This window comes from Henriciella litoralis (genome assembly GCF_002088935.1).
Classification (GTDB): domain Bacteria; phylum Pseudomonadota; class Alphaproteobacteria; order Caulobacterales; family Hyphomonadaceae; genus Henriciella; species Henriciella litoralis.
In genome coordinates this window covers 1545657-1559210 of the sequence record NZ_NCSS01000006.1, presented here as the reverse complement: position 1 = coordinate 1559210, position 13554 = coordinate 1545657, and the positions used below count along the sequence as shown (strand labels likewise).

At 59.4% G+C, this 13554-nt stretch carries 13 protein-coding genes and 1 tRNA gene; 5 read left to right on the top strand and 9 right to left on the bottom strand.

Translation table 11 applies throughout. The features are described from left to right. Positions 1 to 16 precede the first annotated feature (16 nt). Genes B8783_RS10995 through B8783_RS10985 form a run of 3 tightly spaced genes read right to left on the bottom strand, consistent with a single transcriptional unit; the run spans position 17 to position 4218 of the window. A complete protein-coding gene (locus tag B8783_RS10995; protein WP_084420170.1) occupies positions 17 to 1276 on the bottom strand; it encodes a TCR/Tet family MFS transporter in 1260 nt (419 codons plus the stop codon). 54 nt (positions 1277 to 1330) lie between these two features. Continuing rightward, on the bottom strand, positions 1331 to 3304 hold the full coding sequence (locus B8783_RS10990) for a S9 family peptidase (RefSeq protein ID WP_084420169.1): 1974 nt from the start codon (positions 3302 to 3304) through the stop codon (positions 1331 to 1333). A 59-nt stretch (positions 3305 to 3363) separates the two neighbouring features. After that, the gene (locus B8783_RS10985; RefSeq protein WP_084420168.1) at positions 3364 to 4218 is read right to left on the bottom strand and encodes a DMT family transporter; all 855 of its coding nucleotides are present in this window, start codon (positions 4216 to 4218) and stop codon (positions 3364 to 3366) included. Between the two features lie 106 nt (positions 4219 to 4324). Here B8783_RS10985 and B8783_RS10980 point away from each other — a divergent pair, with 106 nt between their 5' ends. Then, positions 4325 to 4891, top strand: a complete 567-nt coding sequence (locus B8783_RS10980) for a LemA family protein (protein WP_084420167.1) — start codon at positions 4325 to 4327, stop codon at positions 4889 to 4891. Next, positions 4891 to 6585, top strand: a complete 1695-nt coding sequence (locus B8783_RS10975) for a DUF2207 domain-containing protein (RefSeq protein ID WP_084420166.1) — start codon at positions 4891 to 4893, stop codon at positions 6583 to 6585. Before B8783_RS10980 ends, B8783_RS10975 begins: the two co-directional genes overlap by 1 nt. 25 nt (positions 6586 to 6610) lie before the next feature. On the opposite strand, the gene B8783_RS10970 is transcribed toward B8783_RS10975, so the two are convergent. Both B8783_RS10970 and B8783_RS10965 read right to left on the bottom strand, forming a co-directional pair. Further along, entirely contained in the window at positions 6611 to 7318 is a 708-nt protein-coding gene (locus B8783_RS10970; protein WP_084420165.1) for a DUF4336 domain-containing protein, read from the bottom strand. Beyond that, on the bottom strand, positions 7308 to 8246 hold the full coding sequence (locus B8783_RS10965; protein ID WP_084420164.1) for an alpha/beta fold hydrolase: 939 nt from the start codon (positions 8244 to 8246) through the stop codon (positions 7308 to 7310). The genes B8783_RS10970 and B8783_RS10965 overlap by 11 nt, the downstream gene beginning before the upstream one ends. A 168-nt stretch (positions 8247 to 8414) precedes the next feature. Here B8783_RS10965 and B8783_RS10960 point away from each other — a divergent pair, with 168 nt between their 5' ends. Next, positions 8415 to 8774 carry a hypothetical protein gene (locus tag B8783_RS10960; RefSeq protein ID WP_233355756.1) on the top strand — a complete coding sequence of 120 codons (360 nt, stop codon included), beginning with the start codon at positions 8415 to 8417 and terminating at the stop codon, positions 8772 to 8774. Between the two features lie 32 nt (positions 8775 to 8806). Here B8783_RS10960 and B8783_RS10955 read toward each other — a convergent pair whose 3' ends face one another. Together B8783_RS10955 and B8783_RS10950 are read right to left on the bottom strand one after the other, a co-directional pair. Next, positions 8807 to 9988 (bottom strand): vWA domain-containing protein, encoded by a 1182-nt coding sequence (locus B8783_RS10955; RefSeq protein ID WP_084420163.1) that lies wholly within the window; start codon positions 9986 to 9988, stop codon positions 8807 to 8809. A gap of 86 nt (positions 9989 to 10074) precedes the next feature. After that, positions 10075 to 11157: a hypothetical protein gene (locus B8783_RS10950; RefSeq protein WP_084420162.1), complete on the bottom strand. Its 1083-nt coding sequence runs from the start codon at positions 11155 to 11157 to the stop codon at positions 10075 to 10077. 328 nt (positions 11158 to 11485) lie between these two features. On the opposite strand from B8783_RS10950, the gene B8783_RS10945 reads away from it, so the two are divergent. Both B8783_RS10945 and B8783_RS10940 read left to right on the top strand, forming a co-directional pair. Next, positions 11486 to 11974, top strand: a complete 489-nt coding sequence (locus tag B8783_RS10945) for a hypothetical protein (protein ID WP_084420161.1) — start codon at positions 11486 to 11488, stop codon at positions 11972 to 11974. Positions 11975 to 12062: 88 nt separating this feature from the next. After that, on the top strand, positions 12063 to 12416 hold the full coding sequence (locus B8783_RS10940) for a hypothetical protein (RefSeq protein WP_139792335.1): 354 nt from the start codon (positions 12063 to 12065) through the stop codon (positions 12414 to 12416). On the opposite strand, the gene B8783_RS10935 is transcribed toward B8783_RS10940, so the two are convergent. Both B8783_RS10935 and B8783_RS10930 read right to left on the bottom strand, forming a co-directional pair. Continuing rightward, positions 12387 to 12463, bottom strand: a tRNA-Arg gene (locus B8783_RS10935). The genes B8783_RS10940 and B8783_RS10935 overlap by 30 nt on opposite strands. A 50-nt stretch (positions 12464 to 12513) precedes the next feature. Then, positions 12514 to 13506 (bottom strand): P1 family peptidase, encoded by a 993-nt coding sequence (locus B8783_RS10930; protein ID WP_084420159.1) that lies wholly within the window; start codon positions 13504 to 13506, stop codon positions 12514 to 12516. Between the last annotated feature and the right edge of the window lie 48 nt (positions 13507 to 13554).

Sequence of the window (13554 nt, the reverse complement as noted above, 5' to 3'; positions counted from 1 at the left end):
GGCAGACGCAGCTTGCCTATTCAGATGCGGTGAGCTCGGAAACTTTTGCACGATTTGCGCGCACGCCAAGGATGAAGGGGATGGCCGCCAGCGCCGTGATGATTGCCGCCAGCATGAAGGCGGCGCCCGGAAAATGGATCGGTGCGTCATCGGCCGAAAAGGCATGCAGGGTTTGCGTCATGATGATCGGGCTGAAAATCAACATCAGGGATTGCAGGCTGGCCGTCGCGCCCTGAAGCTCGCCCTGTTCGCGCCGTGAGGTAATGCCGGAAGTGATCTGGTTGATCGCCGGAATCATGACGCCCCCCAGAGAGCCAATCGGGATGATCGCATAGACCATCCAGGGCAGGTCAGCGAAGGCGTAAAGCACGAGCGCCACGACATTGATAAAGAGGCCCCCAGCGGCGGTGCGCACCGGTCCAAAGCGCTTGATGATCGGGCCGATCAGCGCGGCCTGAACGATGGCGGAGCCCGCCCCGACGCAGGCGAGGGATATGCCAATCTCGCGGTCGCTCCAGTCATAGCGAATGACGCCATGGAAGCTCCATGTCGACGGGTAGACCGAATGCGCGAGGCTGAACAGACCGATTGTCGCAATGAACCAGGCCACTTTGGGCAGCTTCGAGAAGTGTTTGAACGCGCCGAAGGGATTGGCGCGGCGGATATCGAACGGGCGCCGGTCTTCCTTCGCAAGCGACTCCGGCAGGACGAAGTATCCGTAGAGAAAGTTCAGGAAGGCAAGGCCGCCAGCGGCGAAGAAGGGCAGGCGGGTGTGTATATCGCCAAGAAATCCGCCAATCACCGGTCCGACGACGAAGCCAAAGCCAAAGGCGGCGCCGATCATGCCAAACGCCTTGCCGCGTTCCTCTGGCTCTGTCGTGTCGGCGATATAGGCGTTGGCGGTAGAATAGGTGGCCGATGAAATGCCTGAAAGTGCCCGGCCGATGAAGAGAAGGATGAGCGAATGGGCAAAGCCCATGATCATGAAGTCGATGCCGAGGGTCGCGATTGAAGCGAGCAGCACCGGACGGCGTCCATACCTGTCGGACAGATTGCCCAGGAACGGCATGGCGATGAAGTTCATCAGGCCAAACACCGCCCCGATCAGACCGCCGATCTCAACAGCTTCAGAGGCCCCTCGCCCTGAGAGCTCCATCAGCAAGGATGGAAGGACCGGGATGATGATGCCAAAGCCAAGCATGTCGATCGCCACGCAGACGATGACAAACAGGAAGGCATTCTTTCCGTGCTTTTTTGTGGCTGGGGCCTCAGTCATGCGGGAAGGCAATGGCCCTGATTGAGGGGCGCGTCAATCAGCTTGGTCTGCAATTCAATCAGCCGCGTTCAGTTGCTCTTCCAGGAAGTCAGCCTGACGTCGGAAATAGAACAGCTGGTTGGACAGCTTGCGCCAGCCATGGCCTTCGTCCGGGATACGGATATAGGGCGCATCAATGCCGTTCTCGCGCAGGGTTTTGACCATGATCTCCGTCTCTGAGATGTCGATCCGCGGATCCATAATGCCATGAGAATAGAGCACCGGAACCTTGATCTGGTCGGCGAGGGCCACGGGAGAGTTCTCGGTGTAATAGTCGATCCATTCCTGCTCCCGGATATCGCCATACTCGATACGGTCAGAGGCTTTTAGCGCCGGCGACGCGACCTGCAGCGCGGTCACCCAATTGCCGACGCCATAACGCGCAACGCCGGCGTCGAACGCGTCCGGATAGAGCACGAGAACGGCGTTGACCATGTAGCCGCCATAGGATTGGCCAGAGACCGCGGCGCGGCTGGTGTCGACCTGTCCGCCTTCTTCCAGCGCTTCCAGCATGTCGATGAGATCGCGGACGCTGTCGCGGCGCTTTGTCTGGTCATCAAGCGTCGTATAGGTGCGGCCAAAGCCGGTTGAGCCGCGCACATTGGGTTGGAAGACGGCAATGCCGCGATCAAGGTGATACTGGATCACCGGATTGAAGTTCGCCACGGATTGGCCGGTCGGTCCGCCATGAACCTCAAACAGGACAGGCGGCTTTTGTGTGCCGGATCTTGAGGTGGCGTCCGGCAGATAGAGCAGGCCTTGCAGCTCTACGCCGTCGCGCGCCGTCATGCGGATGCTCTGCGGGCGCACGAGGCGGTCGCGGTCGAGGCCGGCATAGTCGGAAGCGAAGACCTGCGACATCTCTCCGGTTTCGATATCCATCAGATAGATGTCGCCGGGGGTGCGCCAGCCATTGACCTGGATGGTGAGCTGGTTGGTCTCCGCTGCGCAGCTCAATTGATAGACGCCTTCGGGCAGATCTGATGTGTCGACATCCAGCAAGATGCCATTGCGGTCGATCTTCAGCGTATCGAAACCGTCGACATTCTCCGTCCAGACAAGATATTCGCCTTCCTTGCCGCAGAGGTGAACATCCGCGACGTCATGTGATGTCTTTTCCAGAACGTCGGTTGTGCCAGAGGCGACGCCATAGCCTGTCAGGGCTGAAAACTCACCACGCTCATTTGAGGAAAAGTAGAAGCCTGAACTGTCGGGTAGCCAGACGAAGCCGCCATTGGTGTGATTGGCACGCGGGTCAGGCTTGGCGATCTCCGTCAGCTCGCGGGTGTCCACATCAAGCAGGTAGAGATTGTCGGAGTCTTCGCCGACGGCTTCGGTCACGATGAGCTTTTTGCCATCGGGCGAGAGCGAATGGGCCGAGAAGCCGAAAACGCCTTCATAAAGACGCGTCGTTTCGCCGGTTGCGAGGTCAGCCGTATAGATATCGAAGTCGAGGCCGTTTCGCTCAGTGGAGGCAAAGGCGATGGTCTTGCCGTCGGCACTGATGTCGCCAAACTCGCGGAAGCCCCCTTCGACGGCGGCGAGGACGAGCGCTTCTTCGGATCCGTCTGCGAGGATTCGGTAATAGGATTCTTGCTCATTGCCGTCATTGTCCGCGCCATAGACCAGCGCGGTGCTGTCAGGCGTCCAGCGGAAGAAGGTGATGCCATTGCCGAAGGTCAGCTGATGCGGCTGGCCGCCCGCGCTCGGCATCGTCCAGAGTTGCGGCTTGCCGGTGATGTCCCAAGAAAAGGCGATCGTCTTGCCGTCTGGCGAAATGAAGGTCGTGCCCGCGCCATTGGCCAGAAGATAGCGCGCGATATTCGCCGGGTCCTGCCCGGCAAGACCGACATTCACGCTCTCGCTGTCAGGTGAAATAGCCTCGATGGAAAGATCTGGCCCGTTCTCGCCGCCCGCTTGTGCAAGCGCGATGGAGACCGCTGGTGCTGCGAGCCCTGCAAAGACGGACAAAAGAACGGATCGGATCATGCGGTATCTCCTGCAGGTAATCAGACAAGTTGCTTTGGTGCGGGGCGCGGCCCGCGAAGTCAAACCTTGCGTCGCCGTGCCGAGAGGCTGGCGAGCGCGACGCCTGCCAGAATGGCAGTGGTGGCCATCAGGAAGCGAAGGGTGAGCGGTTCGGCGAGGAAGGTGAGGCCGCCCGCCGCCGCAAGCGCCGGAACGGTAAGCTGCGCGATCCCGGCAAGGCTCGCCGTTAGGCCCCGCAAAGCGGCGTACCAGATCGCATAGCCAAGGCCTGACGTCACTGCGCCGGAGATGATGGCGTAGACGGCTCCTTCGAGGCTCGGGCTGGCTTCAGGGTGGATGAAAAAGACAGCGAGGGTGATCGGGAGCGCCAGGATCGCGGCGCGCGCGAAATTCCCGGCCGTACTGGCGGTCGGCGCGCTCTGCCCGCGCCCGCGCAACGAATAGACGCCCCAGGAAATGCCAGACAGCGCCATCAGGCCCGCGCCGATCAACGGCGGCGCGCCAAGGCCTGGCAGAAGAAGCCAGACAAGACCTGCCACAGCCATAAAGAGTCCGGCCCATTGCAAGAGCCTTAGCCGCTCGCCCAGCACATACCCCCAGCCGATCATCGTGATCTGAACCAGGGCAAAGAGGATCAGCGCCCCGGTCCCGGCCTGAAGTGAAAGATAGGCGTATGAAAACGCCCCGGCATAGCCGAGCAGGGCGAGCGCCGAGAGCCAGCTGCCATGCCCAATCGCCTGACGCGGCCCCGCCAGCAAAACCAGCACCAGCGCGCCGGAGAGAATACGCAGCGCTGTAAATGTCCATGGCCCGGCCTCCCCGGTCGCCATGGCGAGACGCGCCAGCACCGAATTGGCCGCAAATGCGGTCATGGCGAGCGCGGTCAATGCGAAGAGACGAAGCGTAACGGACATGGGGCGATGGCGGCTTTTCAGGATGATGACCCAATCTCCCCTTAACAGGCCCGCCGGATTGGCCGATAGTCTGCGCTGTGAAATGCGTTCAGTTCGGGGGAATGAAATGACGCTGGTTTATATCCTGCTTGGTCTGGCAGCTTTGCTGCTGATCGGCGCAATCGTGATTTACAATTCGCTGGTCGCGAAGCGCCAGATGGTGAGCAATGGCTGGGCTGACATTGATGTTCAGCTAAAGCGCCGGGCTGATCTCATCCCCTCTCTCATAGCGACGGTCAAAGGCTATGCAGGCCATGAGCGACAGCTCTTCGAAGAGGTCGTCGAGAAGCGCAATCAGGCCGCTAAGGCCGGTGATGAGCCGCGCGCCCGCGGGCAGGCCGAGAGCGAGCTGTCGCGCCCGATTGGAAAGCTGTTCGCCGTTGCTGAAGACTATCCGGACCTCAAAGCCAGCGAAAATTTCCGGGACCTTCAACGCGATCTTTCGGACACTGAGAACAAGATCGAGATGGCGCGCCGTTTCTATAATGGCGCCGTGCGTGAACTGAACACCGCCGTCGAGACGTTTCCCGGCAATGTCGTCGCCGGGCCGCTCGGCTTTGAGGAAGCGGCCTATTTCGAGATTGAGACGGCTGACCGCGCCATGCCAGGGGTGGACTTTGGAGGGCAAAAATAATGGCGCGTTTGCTTGGTTGCCTGTTCGTTGCGCTGTGGCTCTCGCTCAGCGCGGCCGCCCAGGAAGAGATTATCAGCTACGATGTCGCCATCGACGTCGAGACGAGCGGTGATATCATCGTGAAAGAGACGATTGATCTGCGCGCCGAGCACAATGCGATCAATCGGGGCATCTTCCGGGACCTGCCGCGCTATTTCGAGAATGACGGCGACAAGCTTCGCTATGACTACAAAGTCATTGATGTCCAGCGCGATGGACGAGAGGAGCCGTACGAGACCACGACCGAAGGCAATGCCTGGCGTATTCGCATTGGTGACCCGGACGTGCGTATCCCAATTGGTCCGCACACTTATCAAATCATCTATCGAGTCAAAAACCAGATCCGCTATTTCGATGACTATGATGAGCTCTACTGGAACGTAACAGGGTCCTATTGGCAGTTCCCGATCCAGCGCGCGCGCGCTCGCATCACTTTCCCGGACGGCGCGAGGATGGTTCAGGAGAAGGCCTATACCGGCGCTCAGGGCGCCAGCGGTTCTTCCTATGATTTCAGCAGAGCGGGCAATGCGTATGTCTTCGAGACGACCTCGCCGCTCGGGCCGCGGGAAGGACTGACGGTCGCTGTCGCCGTTGAGAAGGGCGTCATCGACCCTCCATCGGCAAGCGACAAACGCTCGCTCTGGCTACAGCGTCACGGCGCTTTGGCAGTGCTTCTTGCCTCGCTCGTCGGGGTGTTTGCCTTCCTCTATAGGTCGTGGAACAAGGTCGGCCGTGACCCTCCAAAGGGCCCCGTTTTCGCGCGCTATGAAGCCCCGCGCGGCTATTCCCCAGCCGCCGTGCACCACATCTATCATCGCGGCTTCCACGATCATGACGCGCTGATCGCGACGCTGGTCAATCTCGGTATCAAGGGCCTCATCGATATTGATGCGCGCGACAAGAAAGAGACGCTCCTTACGCCGAAAGAGGGGCACGTATCGAAACTGCCTGCCGAAGAAGCGACGCTGGAGCAGCGGCTGTTTTTCACCGGCCCCGTCACCTTGGGGGACAAATACAATCCGTCCTTCACAAGCGCCTATCAGACATTCCGGAAGAAAGTGTCCGACAAGTTCGGTCGGGACTACTTCCGCTGGAATATCGGCTACACGCTGGTGGCGATTGTCATGTCCGCGATTGCAATTGTTATCGCGATCAAGCTGGCGGCGTCCTGGTCGATCTGGCTGACAGCACTTGTGATCGCCATGGCGCTCCTCAACGGGCTTTTCATGTATCTCATGCCAGCGCCAACAGCGATGGGCGAAAAGGTGCGTACAGAGATTGAAGGCTTCAAGCTGTATCTCGAAAAGGCCGAGAAACTGCAGCTGAATGCGGCTGAGGTGGGCACAGACAGGCCGCCCCCGATGACGACGGAACGCTATGAGAAATTCCTGCCCTATGCGATTGCGCTCGGCGTTGAGAAGCCCTGGACCAAGCATTTCGAGACTGTCCTGCCGACGGAAGCGGCAGCTTACAACCCGGGCTGGTCACACTATGCTTACGGGCAGAGCTCGCTTCACCGCCTCAACAGTACGATCACATCGAACATCACCTCTGCGGTGAGCAGTTCCATGCCGCAAAGCTCCAGTAGCTCCGGCTCAGGCGGGGGTGGCTTCTCCGGCGGGGGCGGTGGTGGAGGCGGCGGCGGCGGCTGGTAACGCGGCGTTCAGCGGGCCTGATATCTCAGCTTTTTAAGAGCCACCCGAACGCTTTGCGCAGAAAGGCATCCGCATTGTCTTCGATGCGCTCACCATGAGCCATGATGACGCGCGTCGGCTTGGCGTCGAGGATCCTGGTAAGGGCGGCCTTCGCCGGCCCGCGCTTCCACCAGGATAGGCGCCATTCAAGCGGTGCGTAGCCCTTTCCTTCGACAATACCCCAGACCCGCGCACCGGCCCGCTGCCAGGCCTTCCAGTGGCGCTGCAGGAAGCCGTCTCCGAAATTCTCTGACAGGTCTGCAAGGATCAGCGTTCCACTCGGCCGGTGGACGAAGGTGACCTCATCCATGAAGAAAGAGCCATGGAACCAGGCCTGCTCAAACACGCCTTGCCAGGCGTCAGGCGGGGTATCGGTCAAGGGCGCGGCAAAGGGCAGGTCCTTGCGTTTTTCGATGGTCGAGGCCGGTCCCCACAGCGTCGCCTCTGGCCAGGCTTCGTGCCATTCAGACAGGAAAAGATGGTGGATCTTGTTGGGGCTGACGAGGTGGCGGGGTGTCCCCAATGCCTCTATTTCGGCCTTCAGGTCGTCAGACAGTGAAATTGGCGACCAGACCCATAGACCGCCATCCGGTAGCCGGACAACGACCATGCGCGTTGGATAGGCAAAGCCGTAAAAGTCGACAATCGGCCCTTCAGCAAGCCAGATATCAGCGTCGAGCTGTTCAAGCGCCATGACGGCCACCGAGGTCGCCGCGGGCGTCTTCCGGGGCGTGCTTTTCGAGGAAAGGCAAGATCCGCTCGAGGAGAACGGGCACCATCTTTTCAGGCATGTCGTGACCCCATTTGTCGATGATCTCGATCTCGGCGCCGGGGATGCGGCGCGCAATGTCTTCGCCTGCCGCAGGCCGGATCAACGGATCGATCGCGCCATGAAGAACCAGCGTCGGCACATCAAGGCTAGAGAGACGCTCATGCCAGCGCGGCTGCGCCAGAATGGCGGCGTACTGGCGCGCGACGCCCATTGGCCGGTCGGACCGGTTGAAGCATCTGGTTGCCATGGCGCGGACGGCTTCATCGCTGTTGCGCACGCCGTCAGCTGACCCGATGACCCGCCGGGATGCGGCGGCAATGTCGGCCACTTCATTGGCCGTGCGGGTGACTGGCTGCGCGGTGAGGGCTTTCTGGGCTTCCTCAGTCGAGCGGGGCAGGGACGGGTCGCCGGATGTCGTCATGACCGGGATGAGCGAGCGGACTTTCTCAGGATGGTTGAGCGCGATCAGCTGCACGATCATGCCGCCCATGGAGTAGCCCATCACATCGGCTTTCTCCGCGCCGAGTGCGCTGATCAGCGCCGCCGCGTCAGCCGCCATATCGTCCAGCACATAAGGCACTTTTGCGCTCATATCCTCGCCCGCGGCGATGCCCTTCATGATATCGCCGGGCGCAGGGGGGATCTCATTGGTGAACTCGGTCGACAGCCCGATGTCGCGATTGTCGAAAATCACAACGCGGCGGCCGGCAGCGGCGAGCCCTTCAAGGTAGCTTTCAGGCCAGGTAATCATCTGGCCTGAGAAGCCGGACACGAGCAGAAACATCGGGTCGTCCGGCGATCCATATTCCTTGTACTCGATGTCAATTCCATTGGCCTTGATACGCGCCATCGCTGTGTCCTCCACTGATCCGTTTTTTGGCAAACTGCGCCGCTCATCCTGCAGTGGCAAGGGGAGGGTCTGGAATTATTGAAGTGTAATTAGACGCGCAGGCGTGTTGTCCCTTAGGGTGCGGTGTGCCGGACTTTATCCGGATGCAGCCCAGCCGGAGACTTTATCTTGAAACGCCTGTTTATCACATCATTCGTCGTGCTTGTTCTCGCCGGTGCCTGCGCGCCAGCCGAAGAGCCGCAATCGGTTGAACCTCAAGAGACGTCTACGGCAACGCAGACCCAATCAGCAGACGATGCGCCGCAGACGCCGGACGCCGCCTCGCCAACCGAGCCGGTATCTTGCGCCGACGAAATCGGTCAAGCCGACGCGCAGGTTCTGGTCGATCAGTGCATCATGATGTCACCAGCGACCCATCCGCCCTGCAACGTTGCCAATAGCTGCGAGATGATCCGAGGTGAGATCAAACGCGGTTGCGGCTTTGGCGATACGTCAGGCAATCCGGATTTCTGCGCCGAATACGAGTAGGGGGCCAGCAATAGGGAATGGCAAGGGCGAGCCTACCGCCCCAGTTCCTTCATTGCATCTTCCAGGCCTTGAAGGGTCAGCTCGAACATCCGTCCGGGGCCGATCAGCTCATTGATGAGCTTGATTGAGCCGGTGTATTCCCACGCGCCGGATTTGACCGGGTTCAGCCAGACAAGATTTGGAAACTGGTTGACGAAACGCTGGATCCAGAGGCCGCCAGCCTCCTCATTCCAGTGCTCAACCGAGCCGCCGGCATAGGTGATTTCATAAGGGCTCATCGTGGCATCACCGACGATGATGACCTTATAGTCGGACGGGTATTTGTGCAGCACGTCCCAGGTCGGGATGCGCTCATTATGGCGGCGGCGATTGTCCTTCCAGAGGCCCTCATAGGGGCAGTTATGGAAGTAGAAATGTTCGAGATTCTTGATCTCAGAGCGCGCGGCCGAGAACAGCTCCTCACAGACCTTGATGTGCGGGTCCATTGAGCCGCCAATGTCGAGCAGCAAGAGGACCGACACCGTATTGCGCTTCTCGGGCCGCATCTCGATGTCGAGATAGCCCTGCTTGGCGGTCTTCCGGATCGTGTTGTCGAGGTCGAGTTCTTCCTGGGCGCCCTCGCGGGCCCATTTGCGCAGGCGCTTCAGCGCGACCTTGATGTTGCGCGTGCCGAGCTCAACGCTGTCATCGAGGTTCTTGAATTCGCGCTTGTCCCAGACTTTTACCGCGCGGCGATGGCGGGACTTTTCCTGCCCGATCCGCACGCCTTCCGGGTTGTAGCCATTGGCGCCAAACGGCGATGTGCCACCCGTGCCGATCCACTTATTGCCGCCTTCGTGGCGCTTCTTCTGCTCTTCAAGGCGCTCTTTCAGCGTCTCCATCAGCTTTTCAAAGCCGCCCAGCGCCTCGATCTCGTCCATTTCTTGCTTGGTCAGGAATTTTTCCGACATCTTGCGCAGCCACTCTTCAGGCAGGTCCTGAACATTGACCGCGTCTTCCATCGTATCGAGGCCCTTGAAGACGTGGCTGAACACCTTGTCGAACTTGTCGAGATTTCGCTCATCCTTCACCAAGGCGGCGCGCGAGAGGTAGTAGAAGTCCTCGACTTCCATCTCGATCACGTCCTTCTCCATCGCTTCCAGAAGGACGAGATATTCCTTCAGGGTCACCGGCACTTTGGCCGAACGCAGCTCGTTGAAGAAGTTTAGGAACATGAGGGTCTCCGATCTCTGAGCCGGAGATTAGCGCGCGCGTCAGCCTTATCCAAGGGCTGACGCGGCGCGATAACCGAAATTGGTGCCTACCAGCGCATATCTGCGCGCAGTTCCGCAACGGCATCATGGCGCTCAGCGGTGTACCACATGATGTCCGCACCGTTCATGATGGCGAGCATGGCCGTCCGGTTGTCAGACATCTCGTCGCTGCCTTCCGGAAAGTCGCGCAGTTTCACATGCTCGTCGGCATTTTCGTGCATCTCTTCGAGAAGGGCGTGCACGGTTGGAACGTAGAGCGTCCCAATCTGGCCGGAGCGCGCGGCGGTTTCGAGGTCTGGCACCGGCTGCGGGGCAGGCAGATCGGTTTCAGGCGATGTTTCGTCCTTGAAAGCATCGACGATCTTGGCTTCCAGATCGTCCTGGCCACCGGCATGGTGCTGGACGATGTCGAACCGGCCATTGGCGGCAATGCTGGCGAAATGCCCGACAGTGCCCTCTTCGCCGATGACGTGTAGCGATTGGGTCTGCGGTGGCAGCGCTTCTTCCACGGCGTTGAAGACGTCGTGATAAAACGCTTCATCGGTCTTTTCGCGTTCTTCGCTCTGGTCTGAGCCAAGCGAATGATACATGGGCTGACCGTCTCGCGCCGCTTCGCGGCCGCGCGATCCTGAATGGAAGAAGACATCATCCTGAATCTGGCGACGGGCTTCGACCGATCTGTAGCCCGGCGCGTCCAGCCGGTCGGTCATGTCTTTTGCGAAGCCATTCGCATAGAGGAAGAGTTTCGGTTTGCCCTTGGTGATTGCAAGGACCCAATGGGTTGAGTGCGATTGCATGTCTGCGAGCAGAGGCAGGATAAAAGGCGGTTCATCTGTGCTGATGGATGCCACCGGCCGGGCTGACAGATGGGCCATCCGGTGATGCTCCCCATCATCGAACAGCGCGATGCCATTGGCGCGGAAGTCGGCAAGTTCGAAATTGGCGAGGCGCTCAAGAATGAATGATGATTTGGGCGCGTGCGACTCAACCGCATCAATTACGTTCTTGCGAAGGATGCGCCACTTCTCGCCGCCTGTTTCTACGGCTGGGCGGGGAATGTAAACGCTGACAGTCTTGTCGGAGAATTCCGAAAACGTCTGCTTGAATTCTTCAAGTGCGGGCGTGGTCATTGGCAATTTCCTTCTTTTGTTATGGCTTGAAGAAAAAACGGGCAGGAGCGCCGGGTGTTCCGATTTGTTTGTGTGGGCGAGGCGCTCAACCGTCTGTCGCCACCGATTGAGGGGCCTGATTGGGCGCAGGACCATTGATGGGTTCGCTATCGAAAATACCGCCTGTGAATAAGCAGGTGCGGCGCCTGCAGACCGCCACCTCAACTCATTACAACGCGAACTGCCCCATCGAGGATTGAGGCCGCACTGGTTTCTTCGACATGGTCTTGAATGGAACTGCAGCCTTGTCGCCGCATTGGCTTTCTGAAAGCTAATGGGGACACATCATATGAGATTTATCGCCGTCTATCTGACGACCGCCCTCATTGTGCTGATCGGTGTGGGCGCGAGATTTGCGATCGGCAATGTCTATAGCGAGGCCGAAGCGACCAACCTCATCTCTTCGCTGACGCAAACCGGGCTTTATCTTGGCTCGGCCATTGCCGGCGCGTCTGCCACGACATTGGCCTTAATGTTGACCTTGCTGGGCCTCACAAGTCAGGCGCGCACTGATTTCGATGCGGGCGTCTACAAGAGCATTTCGCAGGTCGCCTGGCTGTCCACGGTCAGCCTTGTGGGCGCTGTCATTCTTTTGCTCATGCTCGTTCTGCCGGTCGGCGAATTCGAGAAGATGCCGGAAGGCTGGTATCGAATGATGTATGAAATCATCTTTGCGCTGACTGTGCTCGTCTGCGCATTGCTGACAGCCACCGTTGTTCGCCTGTTTCTGGCTATTCGGCATGTAATCGCACGAGTCACGCCCGGAGATGCTGTCTGACGCCGCAGATTGATGATTTGGTGGTGGAGTGTGATGCTTTTGTATAATAAAATGCGGAACGAAATACCGCATTCATGAATTGATATTCATGAGCATATACAAAAAAACAACAAGATTACCTCCCATGCCATTTAAATACCGTTCTGATTCAGTAAGTCCGGCCGCAATCCCCTCTGGTATCTCCACGCCCCAAGCGTTCGAAGACTACATCGAAGACGTGAATGCCGAAATACGGTCCCTTGAGACGGCCTGGCGCGATTTCGAATCGCGCGGCCAGGTCCAGGACAAGGACCGGCGCCGTTATGAAAACATTCTGGGACAACTGGAAGGCCTGAAGGTCGAAGCAGAAGAACGCCATCAAGGCATGTCAAATGACATGCAGGCTGAGATCCAGGACAATGATGGAGAAAAATGGCACACCCGAGAGGATTCGAACCTCTGACCCCCAGATTCGTAGTCTGGTGCTCTATCCAGCTGAGCTACGGGTGCTCCGTTGAGAGGGCGGACACATAGCGGGGCATCGTGTCCGATGCAAGCGCTTATGCTGTAACCTTCTGATCTGCTTCATATACCCCGCGTGCAACTGCCCGGGCAAGGGTCGAAGCCGCCAGTTCGCCGATTCTTGTCAGTGAAATCGGCGTTGGATCTTCCAGCGCCACCTTACCCGTCGACAGCACAAAGAGCGCGTCGCCATCAAAGGGCGCAAAAACCGGGCGAATCGAACGCGAAAAGCCCGATAGCGCCATTTGCGCGACACGCTGCGCTTGCGCCGGGGTCAGGGCGGCATCCGTTGCGATGCAGGCAATTGTTGTGTTCTGCCCGATTTGCGGGCTCATTTTTGCGTCACCCCAATCATCAGCGTCGCACTCATAATCGCGCGGTGGGCGATGCCCGCCAAACTCACCATTGATCTCATATGGCCAGGCCCAGAAGCAGGTTGTGCCCGGCATGAAGACAGACCCGAAACAGTTCACCCCTGCAATTGCACCAATCGTGATGCCGTCATTTGTCCGCAGCGAGGCAGACCCCAGTCCGCCTGCATGTGCGCCGGCATTTGCGCCCAGACCACATCCGACATTGCCGAGCGGGAAGGATTTGGCGCGGTTCTCGAAGGCTTCCTCGCCGAGCTCGCGATAGGGTGGGCGCTCGCCCCATTCCTTGTCGCCGCCATTGGCAAGGTCATAGAGAATGGCTGACGGCACAATCGGCGTTTTCGGTACGCCCGGCAGGTCCTTCAGGCCAAAGCCGCGACCCATCGCGCCAAGCTTGGCCGAGACCCCATCAGCCGCGGCGAGCCCGTAGGCGCTCCCCCCCGACAGCACGACGGCGTCAATCTGCTCGACCATCGTGTCGGCGCGCAGCAGATCGGTCTCCCGCGTGCCCGGCCCGCCCCCGGCGACGGCGCAGGCCGCGACCGCCGGCTCATCTGCCACAATCACCGTCGCGCCGGTCAGCACGCTGAAGCTCTCTGCATTTCCCACCTCGATGCCGGGCACGTCAGTGATCAGATTTTTCGGGCCGGGGTGTGACATACTTCTAAGACCTTTCATTTCAGAGGGCTGCTTGTAGTGTGTCGCTGT

Excerpts from the sequence above, each read along its gene's own strand:
- B8783_RS10995 (WP_084420170.1), bottom strand. The coding sequence starts at position 1,276 with ATGACTGAGGCCCCAGCCACAAAAAAGCACGGAAAGAATGCCTTCCTG.
- B8783_RS10990 (WP_084420169.1), bottom strand. The coding sequence starts at position 3,304 with ATGATCCGATCCGTTCTTTTGTCCGTCTTTGCAGGGCTCGCAGCACCA.
- B8783_RS10985 (WP_084420168.1), bottom strand. The coding sequence starts at position 4,218 with ATGTCCGTTACGCTTCGTCTCTTCGCATTGACCGCGCTCGCCATGACC.
- B8783_RS10980 (WP_084420167.1), top strand. The coding sequence starts at position 4,325 with ATGACGCTGGTTTATATCCTGCTTGGTCTGGCAGCTTTGCTGCTGATC.
- B8783_RS10975 (WP_084420166.1), top strand. The coding sequence starts at position 4,891 with ATGGCGCGTTTGCTTGGTTGCCTGTTCGTTGCGCTGTGGCTCTCGCTC.
- B8783_RS10970 (WP_084420165.1), bottom strand. The coding sequence starts at position 7,318 with ATGGCGCTTGAACAGCTCGACGCTGATATCTGGCTTGCTGAAGGGCCG.
- B8783_RS10965 (WP_084420164.1), bottom strand. The coding sequence starts at position 8,246 with ATGGCGCGTATCAAGGCCAATGGAATTGACATCGAGTACAAGGAATAT.
- B8783_RS10955 (WP_084420163.1), bottom strand. The coding sequence starts at position 9,988 with ATGTTCCTAAACTTCTTCAACGAGCTGCGTTCGGCCAAAGTGCCGGTG.
- B8783_RS10950 (WP_084420162.1), bottom strand. The coding sequence starts at position 11,157 with ATGACCACGCCCGCACTTGAAGAATTCAAGCAGACGTTTTCGGAATTC.
- B8783_RS10945 (WP_084420161.1), top strand. The coding sequence starts at position 11,486 with ATGAGATTTATCGCCGTCTATCTGACGACCGCCCTCATTGTGCTGATC.
- B8783_RS10940 (WP_139792335.1), top strand. The coding sequence starts at position 12,063 with ATGAGCATATACAAAAAAACAACAAGATTACCTCCCATGCCATTTAAA.
- B8783_RS10930 (WP_084420159.1), bottom strand. The coding sequence starts at position 13,506 with ATGTCACACCCCGGCCCGAAAAATCTGATCACTGACGTGCCCGGCATC.